At 72.6% G+C, this 15,657-nt stretch carries 13 protein-coding genes; 6 read left to right on the top strand and 7 right to left on the bottom strand.

Features of this window, described 5'->3' with window-relative positions:
- Positions 1–61: 61 nt before the first annotated feature.
- Positions 62–2,776, top strand: a complete 2,715-nt coding sequence (gene mutS, locus MTDSW087_RS03975) for a DNA mismatch repair protein MutS (RefSeq protein ID WP_144760414.1) — start codon at positions 62–64, stop codon at positions 2,774–2,776.
- A 99-nt stretch (positions 2,777–2,875) separates the two neighbouring features.
- On the opposite strand, the gene MTDSW087_RS30695 is transcribed toward mutS, so the two are convergent.
- Positions 2,876–6,220, bottom strand: coding sequence for a PAS domain S-box protein (locus tag MTDSW087_RS30695; RefSeq protein ID WP_238178589.1), 3,345 nt, complete (start codon positions 6,218–6,220; stop codon positions 2,876–2,878).
- 320 nt (positions 6,221–6,540) lie between these two features.
- On the opposite strand from MTDSW087_RS30695, the gene MTDSW087_RS03955 reads away from it, so the two are divergent.
- The 3 genes from MTDSW087_RS03955 to MTDSW087_RS03945 all read left to right on the top strand — a co-directional run bounded on the left by MTDSW087_RS03955 (position 6,541) and on the right by MTDSW087_RS03945 (position 9,047).
- Positions 6,541–7,404 (top strand): MipA/OmpV family protein, encoded by an 864-nt coding sequence (locus tag MTDSW087_RS03955; protein ID WP_186383724.1) that lies wholly within the window; start codon positions 6,541–6,543, stop codon positions 7,402–7,404.
- Between the two features lie 165 nt (positions 7,405–7,569).
- On the top strand, positions 7,570–8,724 hold the full coding sequence (locus tag MTDSW087_RS03950) for an SDR family oxidoreductase (protein ID WP_144760407.1): 1,155 nt from the start codon (positions 7,570–7,572) through the stop codon (positions 8,722–8,724).
- Positions 8,721–9,047, top strand: coding sequence for a DMT family transporter (locus tag MTDSW087_RS03945; RefSeq protein WP_144760404.1), 327 nt, complete (start codon positions 8,721–8,723; stop codon positions 9,045–9,047). Before MTDSW087_RS03950 ends, MTDSW087_RS03945 begins: the two co-directional genes overlap by 4 nt.
- 70 nt (positions 9,048–9,117) lie before the next feature.
- On the opposite strand, the gene MTDSW087_RS03940 is transcribed toward MTDSW087_RS03945, so the two are convergent.
- Both MTDSW087_RS03940 and MTDSW087_RS30690 read right to left on the bottom strand, forming a co-directional pair.
- Positions 9,118–9,528, bottom strand: coding sequence for an MFS transporter (locus MTDSW087_RS03940; protein WP_144760401.1), 411 nt, complete (start codon positions 9,526–9,528; stop codon positions 9,118–9,120).
- Between the two features lie 274 nt (positions 9,529–9,802).
- Positions 9,803–9,970 carry a hypothetical protein gene (locus MTDSW087_RS30690; RefSeq protein ID WP_238178590.1) on the bottom strand — a complete coding sequence of 56 codons (168 nt, stop codon included), beginning with the start codon at positions 9,968–9,970 and terminating at the stop codon, positions 9,803–9,805.
- On the opposite strand from MTDSW087_RS30690, the gene MTDSW087_RS03935 reads away from it, so the two are divergent.
- Positions 9,957–10,322, top strand: coding sequence for a helix-turn-helix domain-containing protein (locus MTDSW087_RS03935; RefSeq protein ID WP_244948369.1), 366 nt, complete (start codon positions 9,957–9,959; stop codon positions 10,320–10,322). The two genes, MTDSW087_RS30690 and MTDSW087_RS03935, sit on opposite strands and share 14 nt — an antisense overlap.
- A 125-nt stretch (positions 10,323–10,447) precedes the next feature.
- Positions 10,448–10,744, top strand: a complete 297-nt coding sequence (locus MTDSW087_RS03930; RefSeq protein ID WP_144760398.1) for a hypothetical protein — start codon at positions 10,448–10,450, stop codon at positions 10,742–10,744.
- An 87-nt stretch (positions 10,745–10,831) separates the two neighbouring features.
- Here the strand turns inward: MTDSW087_RS03930 and MTDSW087_RS03925 are convergent, their stop codons facing one another.
- The 4 genes from MTDSW087_RS03925 to MTDSW087_RS03910 all read right to left on the bottom strand — a co-directional run bounded on the left by MTDSW087_RS03925 (position 10,832) and on the right by MTDSW087_RS03910 (position 15,646).
- Entirely contained in the window at positions 10,832–11,023 is a 192-nt protein-coding gene (locus tag MTDSW087_RS03925) for a hypothetical protein (protein WP_144760395.1), read from the bottom strand.
- A gap of 417 nt (positions 11,024–11,440) precedes the next feature.
- Positions 11,441–12,163, bottom strand: coding sequence for a response regulator (locus MTDSW087_RS03920; protein WP_144760392.1), 723 nt, complete (start codon positions 12,161–12,163; stop codon positions 11,441–11,443).
- Between the two features lie 22 nt (positions 12,164–12,185).
- A complete protein-coding gene (locus MTDSW087_RS03915) occupies positions 12,186–14,903 on the bottom strand; it encodes a sensor histidine kinase (RefSeq protein ID WP_144760389.1) in 2,718 nt (905 codons plus the stop codon).
- Between the two features lie 137 nt (positions 14,904–15,040).
- A complete protein-coding gene (locus MTDSW087_RS03910; RefSeq protein WP_144760386.1) occupies positions 15,041–15,646 on the bottom strand; it encodes a K(+)-transporting ATPase subunit C in 606 nt (201 codons plus the stop codon).
- Positions 15,647–15,657: the final 11 nt, after the last annotated feature.

The raw sequence follows: 15,657 nt of genomic DNA, 5'->3' as shown, positions 1-15,657 counted from the left end.
CTCCCCAGCCCTGCGACCCCGCGCGCCTGATTCGCGCGGCCGGCTCTGCTAAGGTCGGGCCATGCCCCGCACCGCCCGCAAGATCGCCCCCACCCCGGATGTGCCCGCCGGGCCGGAGGTGGCCGGCGCCACGCCGATGATGGCGCAGTACATCGAGATCAAGGCGGCCAATCCCGACTGCCTGCTGTTCTACCGCATGGGCGATTTCTACGAGCTGTTCTTCGCCGATGCGGAGACGGCCTCGCGGGCGCTCGGCATCGTGCTGACCAAGCGCGGCAAGCATGGCGGCGCCGACATCCCGATGTGCGGCGTGCCGGTGGAGCGGGCCGACGACTACCTCAACCGCCTGATCGCGCTCGGTCACCGCGTCGCCGTCTGCGAGCAGACCGAGGATCCGGCCGAGGCGAAGCGCCGGGGCCCGAAATCCGTGGTGCGGCGCGAGGTGGTCCGCCTCGTCACGCCCGGCACCATCACCGAGGACCGGCTGCTCGACCCGGCCCGCGCCAACCTCCTGCTCGCCATCGGCCGGCGCAAGCTCTCGGAGACGGCCTACGCCTACGGCCTCGCCGCCGTGGACATCTCGACCGGCCGCTTCGCCCTGAGCGAGGTCCCGGCCCAGGACCTCTCCGGCGCGATCAGCCGGCACGACCCGCGCGAGATCGTGCTCTCGGAGGCGATCCACGCCGATCCGGCCCTGGCCCGGCTCTGGCAGGAGACGAGCGCCGCTGTGGTGCCGCTGGCGCAGGGCGAGCTGGAGCCGGCCTCCGCCGAGCGGCGCATCCGCGAGCAGTACGGCGTCTCGACCCTCGACGGCTTCGGGCAGTTCACCCGGGCCGAGATCGCGGCGGCGGGCGCGGCGCTCCTCTACATCGCGCGGACCCAGCTCGCGGCGCGTCCGACGCTCGGCGTCCCGACCCGCGAGGGCGGCGGCGCGACCCTCGCCATCGACGCGGCGACGCGGGCCAATCTCGAACTCACCCGCACCCTGTCGGGCGAGCGCGCCGGCAGCCTGCTCGCCACCATCGACCGCACGGTGACGGCGAACGGGGCGCGGCTCCTGGCCGAGCACCTCGCCGGCCCGCTCACCGATCTCGGGCGGATCGCCCGGCGGCACGAGGCGGTGGCCCATCTCACCGAGGCCATGGCCCTGCGGGGAGGCTTGCGCGACACGCTCGCCCGCGCGCCGGACCTCGCCCGCGCCCTCTCGCGGGTCGGCCTCGGCCGGTCGGGTCCGCGCGACCTCGCCGCGATCCGCGACGGGCTCGACGTGGCGGTCCGGCTCGGCACGCGGCTCACTGGGGCAGCTTTGCCCGACGACCTCGCGGGCCTCGCCGAGGACCTGCTCCGGGCCGATCCGGACCTGATCGCCACCCTGCAGGCGGCACTCGCCGACGAGCTGCCGCTCAACCGCCGCGACGGCGGCTTCGTGCGCGCGGGCTACCACCCCGAGATCGACGAGGCCCGCACGCTCGGCCAGGATTCGCGCAAGGTCATCGCGGCCTTGCAGGCGCGCTACGCCGAGGCGACCGGCTGCCGCACGCTCAGGATCAAGCACAACAACCTGCTCGGCTATTTCATCGAGGTGCCGCAATCGGTGGGCGAGGCCTGCCTGAAGGGCCTGATGAGCGAGTTCGTCCACCGCCAGACCATGGTGGACGCCATGCGCTTCACCAGCGTCGAGCTGGGCGAGCTGGAATCCAAGATCTCCGGCGCCTCCGACCGGGCGCTCGCCCTCGAAACCGCGGTATTCGACGATCTCGCCGCCCGGGTCCTGGCGCGCGCCGAGGGCATCGCCGCGGTGGCCGAGGCGCTGGCCGGTCTCGACGTGGCCCAGAGCCATGCCGAGCTCGCGGTGGAGCTCGACTGGCGCCGCCCGGTGGTGGACGATTCCCTCGCCTTCGAGATCCAGGGCGGGCGCCACCCGGTGGTGGAGGCGGCGCTCCGCCGCGCGGGCGAGCCCTTCATCGCCAACGATTGCGACCTGTCGGGCGATTCGCGCGGGCGCATCCGCCTGATCACCGGCCCGAACATGGGCGGCAAGTCGACCTTCCTGCGCCAGAACGCGCTCATCGCCGTGCTCGCCCAGATTGGCGCCTTCGTGCCGGCGGCCGAGGCGCGGATCGGCCGGGTCGACCGGCTGTTCTCGCGAGTCGGCGCCGCCGACGACCTCGCGCGAGGCCAGTCGACCTTCATGGTCGAGATGGTCGAGACCGCCGCGATCCTGAACCAGGCGACGCGGCGCTCCCTCGTCATCCTCGACGAGATCGGGCGCGGCACCGCGACCTTCGACGGTCTCTCGATCGCTTGGGCCTGCCTGGAGCACCTGCACGAGGCCAATGCCTGCCGGGCGCTCTTCGCCACGCATTTCCACGAGCTGACGGCGCTCGGCCAGCGGCTCGCCCGCCTCGACAACGCCACCCTGAAGGTGGCCGAGCACCGGGGCGAGGTGGTGTTCCTGCACGAGGTGGTGTCGGGGGTGGCCGAGCGCAGCTACGGCCTGCAGGTCGCCCGCCTCGCCGGCCTGCCGGCGAGCGTGGTGACGCGGGCCGGCGCGATCCTGAAGGGCCTGGAGAAGGCCGAGCGCGAGCGCCCGGGCCGTCCGCGCATCGACGACCTGCCCCTCTTCGCGGCCCTCGCCCCGCCGCCCCCGCCGGAGCCCCAGGCCGAGGACCGCCTCGGCCCGCTCCTCGACGCGGTCGACCCCGACGCGCTGACGCCGCGCGAGGCGCTGGAGGTGCTGTACCGGCTCAAGCGCGAACGCGCGGCGGGGGCTTGAGCGCCCGCCGCGGATCCCCTCTCCCCGCCCGGCGGGGAGAGGGGATTGGTGCCTCGTCCGGATGCCTCCCGTGCTGGGGTGCCGGAATCCGGGCCTCCCTCAGGCCGCGCGCAACGCCTCGATCTCCGCGATCGTCTCGGCCGCCCGGGCGCGCAGGGCCTCGAAGCGGTGCTCGTAGGCCCCGTCCGACCGACAGGCATCCTCGACCTCGCGGCAGGTCTCCGCCAGGGATGAGAACCCGATCATGCTGGTGGCCGAGATCATCGCGTGCGCGTCCTCCGCGATCCGCTCGCGGTGATGGGCGACCGAGGCGGGGCCGAAGCGTTGGCCCAGCTCCTCGGCCAGCATCGCCAGCATGTCGCGCATCCGCTCGCGGCCGACGAGGCCGCTCGTCTCCTCGTAGACCTCCCTGTCGATGCTGGGGCGCGGCGTACCCGCCATCCGCCGCAGCGCCCAGCGCTCGACGGCGGCGAGCAGGGCGTCCTTCCGGAACGGCTTGCCCACATGGCCGTCCATCCCGGTCGCGTGCAAAGCCGCCACCTGCTGCGGCAGCACGTTCGCGGTCAGCGCCACGATCGGCACCCGCCCGGCCGCGCCGTCGAGCGCCCGGATCCGCCGGGTCGCGGTGAGCCCGTCGACGCCGGGCATCTGCACGTCCATCAGGACGAGATCGTAGCTGTTGGTCCGCACCGCCGCGACCGCCTCGGCCCCGTCCCCGACCACGTCCACCGTATGGCCGGCCCCGCGCAGGATGAGGCAGGCGAGATCCTGGTTGAGCGGGACGTCCTCGGCGAGGAGGAGGTGGTGGCTGGTGCGGATGACGGGTGCGGCGCTCGCCTCGTCGGACCGCGCGTCCGGCGGCACGATGGGCAATGGGACGTCGAACCAGAACCGCGAGCCCTGACCCTCGGTGCTCTCGAAGCCGATCGACCCGGCCATGAGGTCGACGAGCGACTTCGAGATCGCGAGCCCGAGCCCGGTTCCGCCGAAATCCCGGCTGATCGAGGCGTCCGCCTGGCTGAAGCGCCGGAAGAGCCGGTGGCGCCGGCCGGCGGGGATGCCGACGCCCGTGTCGGACACGGCGAAGTGCAGGCGGACCCGGCCGTCCGGGCAGGGGGCCGACGCGACGCTGAGGTCGACCCAGCCGCGATGGGTGAACTTGATGGCGTTGTTGAGCAGGTTGAGCAGCACCTGCCGCAGGCGCGCCTTGTCGCCCGACACCCAGACCGGCACCTCGGAGGCGACCGTGACGTTGACGGCGAGCCCCTTGGCCTCGGCCGAGCCCCGCACGATCGCGAAGGCGCCCTCGACCAGCCCCGAGACGAGGAAGGGCTCGGACTGGATCTCGACGCGGCCGGCCTCGATCTTCGAGAAGTCGAGGATGTCGTTGACGATGGTGAGCAGCGCCGAGCCCGAGGAGCGGATGCGGTCGGCGTGCAGGCGCGCGGCGGGGCTGAGGCCCGGCTCCTCCTGCAGCAGGTCGGCATAGCCGATCACGCCGTTCAGCGGCGTGCGGATCTCGTGGCTCATGGCGGCCAGGAAATCGGACTTCGCCCGGCTGCCCGCCTCGGCCAGCTCGCGCGCGGCCTCCACCTCGCGGGTGCGCACGGCCACGTGCTGGCTCAGCGTCGCGTTGAGGTCGCGCAGGGATTGCTCGGCCGCCGCGCGGGCGGTGTCGTCGCGAAGCGTGAGCACGGCGCCGATCTGCGCGTCGGCCGGCCCGAACAGCGGCTGCGCGTTGCCCACCGCGCGGATCTCGGTGCCGTCGGGGCGCCGGATCAGCCAGCAGGCGTCGCGCACCACCTCGCCGCGCACGGCGCGCGCCAGGGGCAGCGCCTCCGGCGGATGCGGCTGCCCGTCCTCGGTGAACAGGTGGTAGGTGTCGCTGTAGGCGTCCGGGGGCACGTCGAGGCGGGAGGTTCCGTGGATCGCCGCGGCGGCGTTGTTGACGAGGATGATCCGCCCGTCGCCGTCCGTGACGATCACGCCCTCGGCGAGCTGCCCGAGGATCGCGGCGCTCGTCGTAGCGGTGAAGTCGGCATGCTCCCGCGCCTGGCGCAGCTGGTGCTCGACCAGGGCGCGGTAGCGCGCGTCGCTCTCGCGCAGCGCCTCCTCCATGGCCCTGCGCTCCGAGATGTCGCGCAGGGAGGCGACATACCCGTCCGGACGCCCCGTGCGGGCATCGTGCGTGAGGCGGAAGCTGATCTCCAGCCAGACCCAGTGGCCGTCCCGGTGCCGGTAGCGCTGGGTCGTCAGGGCGCGCTCGGCGCGGCCGGCGGTCAGGTCCCCCAGGATGCCGGCATAGGCGTCGGCCTCGCCCGGATGCACGAAGTCGAGGGGCCGCGTGCCGAGGAGCGCGGCGGGATCGTAGCCGAGCACGGTGGTCACCGCCGGCGACACGTAGCGCCGGGCCGTGGTGAGGTCGCTCCAGATGATGATGTCGGTCGTGTGCTCGGCGAGGAGCCGGAAGGTGCGCTCGCTCTCCTGCACGGCCCGCGCCGCGAGCCGGTGCTGGGTGACGTCCGAGAAGACCACGACCGACCCGCCGTCGTGGAGCGGCGAGCGCCGGACCTCCAGCACCCCGCCATCCGGCCGCGGCCAGTCGAAGACCGGCGGGCTCTGCGGTTCGGATCCGTCCTCGGATACCGGGCACAGGCCGGGCGGAAGCTCCGCGGCGTCGCCGCGGGCGCGCTGGCGGCGGCGGATCTCGGCGAGCGCCGCGCCCTCGTGCAGGAGGGCGGGCGGCAGGTCGAGCAGGTCGGCCATGCGCGCGTTGGCGACCCGGATGCGCTGCCCGGCATCGAGCACGACGAGCCCCTGGTCCATCCGGTCGATGGTGTTGCGCAGGAGGTCCTTCGTCGCGCGCAGGTCCGCCTCGCGCTCGGCCAGGGCGCGGTTGGCCAGGGCGAGCGCCTCCGCGACCCGGCGCTGCGCGTCGAGCTCCGCGGCATGCGCGTTGGCGGATTCGTGGAGGCGCAGATGCGCCACGACGATCTCGCCGAGATCGCGCAGCCGCGCGACCTGCTCAGGCGGGAAGTCCCGCGGCACGGTGTCGATCAGGCAGAGGGTGCCGATCCGCAGGTCCGGCCGCAGCGAGAGCGGCAGCCCCGCATAGAACCGGATATGCGGCTCGGAGACGACGAGCGCGTTCTCGGCGAATCGCGGATCGGCGGCGGCGTCCGCGACGATGAACGGCGCGTCGGACATAATGGTGTAGGAGCAGAACGCGTCCTCGCGGGACGAGCCCTCCGAGGCGACGCCGCAGGACGCCTTGAACCATTGCCGGTCCGCCTCGACGAAGGCGATCGTGGCGATCGGCACGGCGAACAATTCGCAGGCGAGGCGGCAGACGGCGTCGAAATGCGGCTGGCGCGGCGTGCCGAAGATCGCGAGGCGGCGCAGTTCTGCGAGCCGGGCGGCCTCGTTGACCGGAACAGGGACCATGGGCGGGATCTCGGCGCCGCGAGCGCAACAATACGAACCGTCCCGGCCGCCGTATCACCGATTGGGTTACCCACCCATGTTAGCCCCCTATCACGGAGCGGCGAGTGCGCCAGGAACAGCCACGCTGATGGGAACGGACAACGAACCCAGCCCGGGGCGCCACTCGCAATTCGCCCGGGACCGTGTACAGAGCATTCCACCGGGAGATATATTCTTGACCTCTCCGGCTGTATCTCCGACGAGCCCGAACGTCTGGCTTGCGCCAGTCGAGATCTGGCATCGCGTGGCCTCGGACCGATCTGCCTGACATGAAGAGCGGCATGGCTCAGCCTGTTCGACCGGCGCGCGCCGCCCTGGGCCCGGCCGCGCGCTGGGCCCGTGCCGCGCTATCGGCCGGGTCAGCCCTGTCGCTCGCCGCGATGGCGCCGGTCTCCGCGCGCGCCGACGACCTCAGCGTCCTGCTCGAGCCGCGCACCCTGGTCTCGGTGGGCGGCCTGCTCGGCTCCGGGCCGCGCTTTCCCGGGGCGGGGAAGTCCGGGGTCTGGGCCTTTCCCTATCTGTCGCTGCGCGGCCCGGACGAGCCGCGGGACTGGTGGTCCCCCGATGACGGGCTCGACTTTTCCTTCGTCCGGCAGGGGCCCCTCGAGGTCGGGGCGGTCCTCGACCTGCGCGAGGCGCGCTCGGCGCGGGACGACCGCCGCCTCATGGGCCTGCCGCGCCTGCCCCTGGCGCCGGCCGCCGGCCTGTTCGCCGAGGTCTGGCCGGTGGAGGGTGTCCTCCGGCTCCGGGCCGAGGTGACGCAGGGCCTGCGCGAGCGGGACGGCGTGGTGGCCAAGATCGGGGCCGACGTGGTCGCCCATCTCGGCCGCTTCACCCTGAGCGGCGGCCCGCGCCTCGTCGTCGGCGACACCGCTGCCGAGCGGCTCGCCTTCGACGTGCCCGTCCGCTCGGCGCTGCTGAACCCGCTGCTCGCGCCCTACCGCGCCGCGGCCGGGCCGCGCTCCATCGGCGCCACCGGCGCGGTCAGCTACGACTGGTCCGAGTCCTGGCAGGTCCTGGCCTATCTGCGCTACGACCGGATGATCGGATCCGCCGGGGCGAGCCCGATCGTGCGCCGGACCGGAAGACTCGACGAAGTCACCGTTGGAACCGGGCTGATTCACACCTTCGCGGTCGGTCAATAAAACTTTGCGTGAGACGTGTAGTCGGCCCTAAAAACGAGATCACGTTCTCGTGAATACATGTGATATAATTGACACGGCACTATCCGTTCGTACTACCTAGGCACGATTTGCCAAAATATTGCGGATTGTTTCTCCGTATACTCCCCGGAGACGGGAGAGAAACCCTTGGCACGTATCCTTTTGACGGGCGCCACCGGCCTGCTCGGCGGCGCTGTTCTCCACGAAGCCCTTCAGCGTGACGACGGCACCGCGTGGGTCTGCCTGGTTCGCTGCGCGAATGCAGATCAGGGCCGGCAGCGCGTCGCCGGCCGCCTCGCGCGCTTCACCGATCCCTTCACCGCGCAGCGCCTCGCCCGCAAGGTCGAGATCGTGCCGGGGGACTTCACCCAGGCCGACCGCGACAACGATCCCCGTCTCGACGACGTGACCCACGTGCTGCATCTCGCCGCCGACACGTCCTATTTCGGCGGCGAGCGGCTGTTCCGCACGAACCGCGACGGCAGCCTCGCGCTCGCGCGGCGGGCCGCACGCATGCGGCACCTGCGCCGCTTCCTGCATATCGGGACGGCGATGAGCTGCGGCGCCGATGCCGGGCCGGTAGTCAGCGAGGGCCGCTCAGACCCGGCCGCGCGCCATCTCGTCCCCTACACCGCCTCGAAGGCCGCGGCCGAGGAGGCCCTGCTGGCCGAGCTTCCGGACCTCCCCCTCGTGGTGGCGCGGCCCTCGATCGTCGTCGGGCATAGCACGCTCGGCGCGGGGCCGAGCTCCAGCATCCTCTGGCTCGTGCGCGCCGCCGACCGGCTGCGCCTGCTCCCTTGCGCGCCCGAGAGCCATTGCGACATCGTCCCCGCGGACTGGGCCGCCGGCGCGCTTCTGACGCTGCTCCTCAAGCCGCATCTCGCGCACGACCTCTACCATGTGTCGGCGGGCCGCCCGAGCGTGACCCGCTGGAGCGAATTGAACCGCGCCTTCGAGGCCTGCGAGCCGAGCGATGGCGTGCGCGCGCTGGCGAGCTTCGACCTGAGCGACCGGGCGGCCCTGCGCGACCGGTTCCGCGAGGTCTTCGGCCTCGACAGCCCGCTGAAGCAGACCATGCTGCGGGCAACCCGCGCCTATTACGCCTTCTGCGCCCTCGACATGACCTTCGCGAACGACCGCCTGCTCGCCGAGGGCGTGGCCCCGGCCCCCTCGCTCTCGGCCTATCTCGCGACCTGCCTGGCGAATTCCGGGCCGATCGTCGACCAGTTCGCCGACGACCTCGAGATGTTCGTGCGCGCGCCGCAAGCCCCCGCCGCGCTCCCGCAGGCGGTGGTGGCGTGAACCCGTTCCTGATCCTCGCCCTGTCGATCAGCGCCGAGGTCTCGGCCACGCTGGCGCTCAAGGCCGCCGACGGCTTCACGCGGCCGGTCCCCAGCCTGATCGTCGCCCTCGGCTACGGCACGGCCCTGTGGCTGATGTCGACCAGCATGGACATGCTGCCGATCGGCGTCGTCTACGCGATCTGGGCCGGCGTCGGCATGGTGGGGGCGGCCCTCGGGGGCGCCCTCCTGTTCGGTGAGGCGGTGAACGCCACGATGATCCTGGGCATCGCCGTGATCGCCCTCGGCGTCACCATCCTGGCGATCGCGCAGTCGCAAACCTGAGCCTGTCCGAGCGCGCATCCCCTCTCCCCGCTTGCCGGGAGAGGGGATGCGCGGCGGGCCCTGGATCCGATCAGCGGTCCCCGAGCGAGGCCGGCACGAGGCGGATCAGGCAGGATCCGACCAGCATGCAGGCCGCGACCGCGTAGAGGCCGATCGCCGGATTGCCGGTGAGCACGTTCAGCCAGCTGACCATGTAGGGCGACACGAACCCGGCGAGGTTGCCGACGCAGTTGATGGTCGCGATGCCCGCCGCCGCCGAGGATCCGGCGAGGAAGGTGCAGGGCACGCCCCAGGACAGCGAGAGCGCGGAGAGCATGCCCGCCGTGCCGACGCTGAGCCAGATCACCGCCGCGACCGGGTTCTGGCCGACATAGCCGCTGAGCGCGAGCCCGGCGGCGCCGACCGCCAGGGTGACCGTGAAGTGCAGCCGGCGCCGGCGGGTGCGGTCGGCGTTGATGCCGGTGAGGATGAGGGTGGGCACGGCGACGAGGTAGGGGATGGCCGAGATCCAGCCGATAGCTCGACGCTGGCGATGCCGGAATTCTTCACCACCGAGGGGAGCCAGAAGCTGATCCCGTAGAGGCCGATGATCGTCATGAAGTAGACGGCGCAGAGCTTCCAGATGTTGACGTCGCGCAGGAACTGCCGGGACGAGGTGTGGACCACCTTGTCGCCGTCCTCGCGGCGGAGATCCGCCGTCACCTCGGCCTTCTCCCGGTCGCTGAGCCAGCGCGCCTGCTCCGGCCGGTCGACCATCACCACAGCACCGCGATGCCGGCGACGAGCGAGGGCACCGCCTCCAGCAGGAACAGCCATTGCCAGCCCTTCATGATCGTGGAGCCGTCGAAATGCTCCAGGATCAGCCCCGAGACCGGGCTGCCGACGACGCCCGCGAGCGGGATCGCGAGGATGGGGCGCCTCACCGTGGCGGCGCAGCGCCTGGGGATCGACCACTCGACCCTGAGCCGGCGCCTGTCGGGCCTAGAGGCCGCGTTCGGCGCGCGCCTGTTCGACCGGCGGCCGAGCGGCTTCGTCCTCACCGCGGCGGGCGAGCGGCTGCTGGCGGATGCCGAGCGCATGGAGCGCATGGCGATCGCCATGCGCTCCCATCTCGACGAGGCCTGCCGGCAGGTCACGGGCACCGTGCGCCTCGTCCGGTCCTACTGGCTCATCACCCATGCCGAGACGCGCGACCTCGTCCGGGTGAAGCTGATCATGGATTTCCTGATCCACCCGGCCACCCGGGCCGGCAACGCGTTCCGGCTCGCCGGGTGACGGGTCCTGCGGGCGCGCTGGCGTCGATCGCCGGCATGCCCCTTTGGGCCAGGCCCCTGAGCCCCAACACGAACTTCGTCCCACGTCGCTCGTTACCGTCCGACTCGAATAGAGAGGACGAAGAGATGGGACGCGCGACGATCGCACTGGCAGCAGTCTTCACCGCAGCACTTGCCGGGGGTGCGCTGGCGCAGGACGCGCCGGCCCGGGCCGGCGGCCCGGTGGTGCTGGATCCCGTCCCGCCGGCCGTCGGCGTGGTCGAGGGGCCCCGAACGGTCGCCCCGACGCTCGAGGAATCGGCGGCGACCACGGGGACCGTGCCGCTCGTCTCCCCGCCCACGGCCGGGGTCGGCGGCACGCCGAGCACGGGGGCTCCGGGCACGTCCGGCGTCACCCTGAGCCCGGCAGTTCCCGCCCGGTAAAAGCTCAGGATTCGGTTCACCTCGGCGGGGAGCGTTCCAGGCCCCCCGCCGCCCGGCCTCGTCGGCGATGGCCGGATGTCGGGCCGGTCAGACCGCGTCGGACGAGTAGGCCAGGACCGGGAACCGGATCAGGTTGCTCGGAGCCTCGGGGATCTCGTCGACCGGCAGCCGCTTGGTCGGCAGCACGATGCGGCGCGCGAGCGCGGCGGGAAGGCCGCGGCCGACCAGGCGCTCGAACCGGCGGCGCGCCCAAACGGGCACGGTATCAGCGTCACTCATGACCCCCTCCCAGCATGACATGCGCGGTGCGGCGGCTACTCGGTTCCGCGGAGGCTCCGGCACCGCGCCAGATCTTTCATGTCTCCGCTGCGATCAACGTTAAATCGTGCGGACACCGCCTCAATTGCCCTCCCGCACGTCCTGTTACAGGCGGGCCCAATCATCGCATGATGTCGTATGCCAGGGAGACTGAATTACCGCTGGATCCATACCCCAAATGCGGGATGAGACAGCGATAGCATGCAATTTAGACTGATTTTCCCAGGTGCGGATCTGCACCGCGCCGGATGGCGACAAGGGGGGCTCAGCGCAGATGCGCCGCCAGCCAGAGGGCGGTGGCCAGCACCACCGCATAGGCGATCCAGCGGGCGAATCGGGCAGGGCGGACCCCGCGCGGCGGTTCGGGCCGGTCCGGCATCAGCGTCCCGCCGGATCGCCGGCCGGGACGGGGCGCGGCTCGTCGTCCGGCGCGCGGAGGCGGTAGCCGATGCCGGTCTCGGTCAGGAGGATGCGCGGGCGCTCGGGATCGACTTCGAGCTTCTGCCGGAGCTGGCGCATGTAGACGCGCAGGTATTGCGGGTCGGAGGAGGTCGAGACCTGCTGCATCAATTGGGAATGGGTCAGCACCTTGCCGGCATGCAGCACCAGCACCCGCAGGAAATCGTATTCGCGCGGGGTCAGCTTCACCTCGGCCTCGCCCACCCGCACGATGCGCCGCACGAGATCGACCGAGAGCCCGTCGATCCGGAAGACCGGGCGCTCACCGCGCACCGCGAGCTGGTGGCGCAGCGCCGCGCGCAGGCGGGCGAGCAGCTCGGCCATGCCGAAGGGCTTGGTGACGTAGTCGTCCGCGCCGAGATCGAGCGCCTCGACCTTGCCGCCCTCGTCGTCGCGGCTCGACAGCACCACCACCGGCAGGTCGGGATGGCTGGCGCGGATGGCGCGGAGCAGGTCGTGGCCGCGCATGTCGGGCAGGCCGAGATCGAGGATGACGAGGTCCGCGCGGGTCCGGCCCAGGACCTCGAGGGCGCTGCGCGCGTCCGGCGCCTCCAGGATGGCGTAGCCCTGCGTGGACAGGCCCATGCGCAGGAGCTTGCGGATGGGCGGCTCGTCGTCGACGACGAGGACGGTCGGGCTCATGACCTCGGCCTCATGCGGCGCCTCATGCGGCGATGTCCTTCGGCGTGGTCCGGGCGGGGACCGGCAGGGTGACGAGGAAGCAGGCCCCGCCGCGGTCGCGCCGGTTGGCCGCCGTGACGGTGCCGCCCATCGCCTCGACGAAGCCGCGGGCGATGGCGAGCCCGAGCCCCGTGCCGGCCCGGACCCGGTCGCCCTTGCGGGCCCGGTAGAACTTGTCGAACACCCGCTCCACATCCGCCTCGGGCAGCCCGTCGCCCTCGTCGAGCACGGCGATGCGGACGCTGGCCCCCTCGCGGCGCGCCCGGACCGTGACCGTGGTGCCCTCCGGCGCATATTTGGCGGCGTTGTCGAGCAGGTTGACCAGCACCTGCTCGAACAGGACCGGATCGAGCCGCAGCGTCGGCAGGTCCGGCTCCACCGCGACGCGCACCCGGTGGCCGGCGAGCACCGCCTCGGTGCGGCGGAGCGCCGTGTCGACGGTCTCGGCGACGTCCTGGGCCAGGAGGTTCGGCGCGACGGCGCCCGCCTCCAGCCGCGTCATGTCGAGGAGGTTGGCGATGAAGCGGTTGAGCCGTTCCGATTCCGCGATGATGGTGGCGACGAGTTCGGCCTTGGCCTCCTTGGGCAGGTCGGCGTCGAGGTCGCGCAGGGTGCTCGCCGCGCCGAGTACCGAGGCGAGCGGCGTGCGCAGGTCGTGGCTGATCGAGGTCAGCAGCGCCCGGGCCAGCCGGTCGGTCTCGGCTTCGCGCTCGGCCCGGTCGAGATCCTCCACGAGGCGGACCCGCTCGATGGCGAGGGCGCCCATGTCGGCGAGGGCGTCGAGCAGGCGCCGTCCCTCCGGCGTCAGGATCGGCCCGGTCCCGTCGCGGTCGAGGCCGATCACGCCGATGGTGCCGCGCCCGGTGCGCATCGGCAGGAACAGGCGCCGCGCCCCCGGCAGGGTGTCGGCGCCGCGCCCGGCCGGGCGGTCGTTGTCGAAAGCCCATTGCGCGGCGGCGAGGTCGGCCTCGTCCAGCATGTCCTCCGGCGGGTAGCCGGCCCGCACGGTGACGGCCTTGCCCTCGGGCAGGAGCAGCACGACGCGCACCCCCAGCATGGCCGCCACCTGCGCGGAGGTGGCCCAGAGCACGTCGTCGAGGGTGCCGCAGCCCGCGAGCTTGCGCGAGAAGCCGAACAGCCGCTCCGTCGCCTTGGCGCGCCCCTGCGCGATCACCGCCACCGAGCGCGCCCGCGCGGCGAGGTTCGAGACCAGCACGGCGACCAGGGTGAAGAGCAGGAAGGCGGCGACGTTGGTCGGGTCGGCGATGGTGAAGGTGTAGACCGGCGGCAGGAAGAAGAAGTTGTAGGCGAGCGAGGCCGCCACCACCGCGACGAGTGAGGGCCCGAGCCCCCAGCGCACGGCGACGCCGACCACGGCGGTGAGCAGGAACAGGTCGGCATTCTCGACGCCGGCATAGGGCTGGAGCAGCAGCGCCGCGCCGAGGCCCGTGGCGGTGGCGAGCAGCGCCACGAGATAGGGCCGGCCGTCGCGCGTCCGGCGCGGCGCGGCAGTGGCGACGGCGCGCCGCGCCGGGCTCTCCGCGGGGGGCGCCTCGCCGGGCACCACGTGCACGCCGATCGTGCCGCTGCGGCGCACGAGGTCGTGCACCACCGAGCCGTTGACCAGCTCGAAGGCCCAGGACCGTGCCGCCTTGCCGACCACGATGTGGTTGACGTTGGCCGAGCGCGCATAGGCCAGGATGTCGTCGGCGATGCGCCGCCCGCCCGGCAGGGTGACGGCGTCGCCCCCGAGCCGGTCGGCGAGGCGCAGCGCCTCGGCGATGCGGTCGCGCTGCGCCTCGCTGAAGGCGGCCGAGCGCGCGCCCTCGATGGAGAGCGCGGTCCAGGGCGCGTGCAGGCGGTCGGCGAGGCGCTTGGCGTAGCGCACGAGGCCGGCCGAGCGCGGATCCTCGTTGACGCAGACCAGCACCCGCTCGCCGGCCGCCCAGGGCCCGGCGATGGCGTTCGCCCGCATGTGGCTGAGGAGCTCGTCGTCCACCCGGTCGGCGGTGCGCCGCAGCGCCAACTCGCGCAAGGCGGTGAGGTTGCCGCGGGAGAAGTAGTGCTTCAGCGCCCGCTCGGCATTGTCCGGCACGTAGACCTTGCCGTCCTTCAGGCGCTGGATCAGGTCGTCGGGGTTGAGGTCGATCACCTCGATGTCGTCGGCCCGGTCGAGCACGCCGTCGGGCACCGTCTCGCGCACGCGGATGCGGGTGATCGCGGCGACGACGTCGTTCAGGCTCTCCACGTGCTGGATGTTGAGCGTGGTGAGCACGTCGATGCCGGCATCGAGCAGCTCCTCCACGTCCTGGTAGCGCTTGGGGTGGCGCGAGCCCGGCGCGTTGGTGTGGGCGAGTTCGTCCACCAGCGCGATCTCGGGCCGGCGCGCCAGCAGCGCGTCGAGGTCCATCTCCTCCAGCACCGTGCCGTGATAGGGCACGCTGCGCCGCGGGATCACCGCGAAGCCGTCGAGCAGGGCCTCGGTCTCGGCCCGGCCATGGGTCTCGACCACGCCGACCACCACGTCGGCGCCGGCCTTCAGCCGGGCGCGCCCGATGGTGAGCATCTCGTAGGTCTTGCCGACGCCCGGCGCCGCGCCGAGGAAGACCTTGAGCCGGCCGCGCGTGCGCGCCTCCCGGCGCGCTGCATCGAGCAGCGCGTCGGGCGAGGGGCGGTTCGGGGCGCGGCCGGTCTCGGGCATGCGCGATCCTATACCAAAGTGCGTCGATCCCGACCTTTGGTCGGGATCGACGCGCCCGGCGGACGACCGCCGCCGCGCCGTCGCGCGGGCAGATTGCGATGCGTCGCGTTCATCGGGGTCTGGCATTGTCGGCGCGCTCAGCGCCGGGCGAGATCGTCCAGCGCGAGGTTCAGCCCCAGCACGTTGACGCGGGGCTCGCCGAGGAGGCCCAGCGTCCGGCCCTGGATCGCGGCCGCCACGAGGGCGCGCAGGCGCTCCTCGGGCAGGTTGCGCGCCCGGGCGACGCGCGGCACCTGGAACAGGGCGGCCTCCGGCGAGATGTCGGGATCGAGCCCCGAGCCGCTCGTGGTGACGAGGTCGAGCGGCACCGGCTGGCCCGGATTCTCGGCCTGCAGGGCGTCGCGGTCGGCCTTCACGCGCTCGGCCAGCGCCGCGCTGGTCGGCCCGAGATTCGAGCCCATGGAGTTCGCCGCGTTGTAGGGCGCCGGCACGGTCTTGGCGGAATCGGCCGGGTCCGCCGCGGTGGTGGCCGAGGGCCGGCCGTGGAAGTAGCCGGCCCCGGTGAAGCTCTGCCCGATCAGGCTGGAGCCGACGACCTTGCCGTCGCGCTCGATCAGGCTGCCGGCGGCCCTGGCCGGGAAGACCGTTCCGGCGATGCCGGTCATGGCGAGCGGGTAGGCGAGGCCCGTCAGCCCGGTCAGGGCGACGAGGAGGACGAGGGCGGGGCGCAGATGCGTGAGCATGGTGGTTCCAG

This window comes from Methylobacterium dankookense, from assembly GCF_902141855.1.
Classification (GTDB): domain Bacteria; phylum Pseudomonadota; class Alphaproteobacteria; order Rhizobiales; family Beijerinckiaceae; genus Methylobacterium; species Methylobacterium dankookense.
The sequence above is the reverse complement of the archived record's forward strand: the minus strand, read 5'-3'. Positions and strand labels throughout refer to the sequence as shown.

Excerpts from the sequence above, each read along its gene's own strand:
- MTDSW087_RS03930 (WP_144760398.1), top strand. The coding sequence starts at position 10,448 with ATGGGACGCGCGACGATCGCACTGGCAGCAGTCTTCACCGCAGCACTT.
- MTDSW087_RS03955 (WP_186383724.1), top strand. The coding sequence starts at position 6,541 with ATGGCTCAGCCTGTTCGACCGGCGCGCGCCGCCCTGGGCCCGGCCGCG.
- MTDSW087_RS03935 (WP_244948369.1), top strand. The coding sequence starts at position 9,957 with ATGGGGCGCCTCACCGTGGCGGCGCAGCGCCTGGGGATCGACCACTCG.
- MTDSW087_RS03915 (WP_144760389.1), bottom strand. The coding sequence starts at position 14,903 with ATGCCCGAGACCGGCCGCGCCCCGAACCGCCCCTCGCCCGACGCGCTG.
- mutS (WP_144760414.1), top strand. The coding sequence starts at position 62 with ATGCCCCGCACCGCCCGCAAGATCGCCCCCACCCCGGATGTGCCCGCC.
- MTDSW087_RS03925 (WP_144760395.1), bottom strand. The coding sequence starts at position 11,023 with ATGAGTGACGCTGATACCGTGCCCGTTTGGGCGCGCCGCCGGTTCGAG.
- MTDSW087_RS03910 (WP_144760386.1), bottom strand. The coding sequence starts at position 15,646 with ATGCTCACGCATCTGCGCCCCGCCCTCGTCCTCCTCGTCGCCCTGACC.
- MTDSW087_RS30695 (WP_238178589.1), bottom strand. The coding sequence starts at position 6,220 with ATGGTCCCTGTTCCGGTCAACGAGGCCGCCCGGCTCGCAGAACTGCGC.
- MTDSW087_RS03920 (WP_144760392.1), bottom strand. The coding sequence starts at position 12,163 with ATGAGCCCGACCGTCCTCGTCGTCGACGACGAGCCGCCCATCCGCAAG.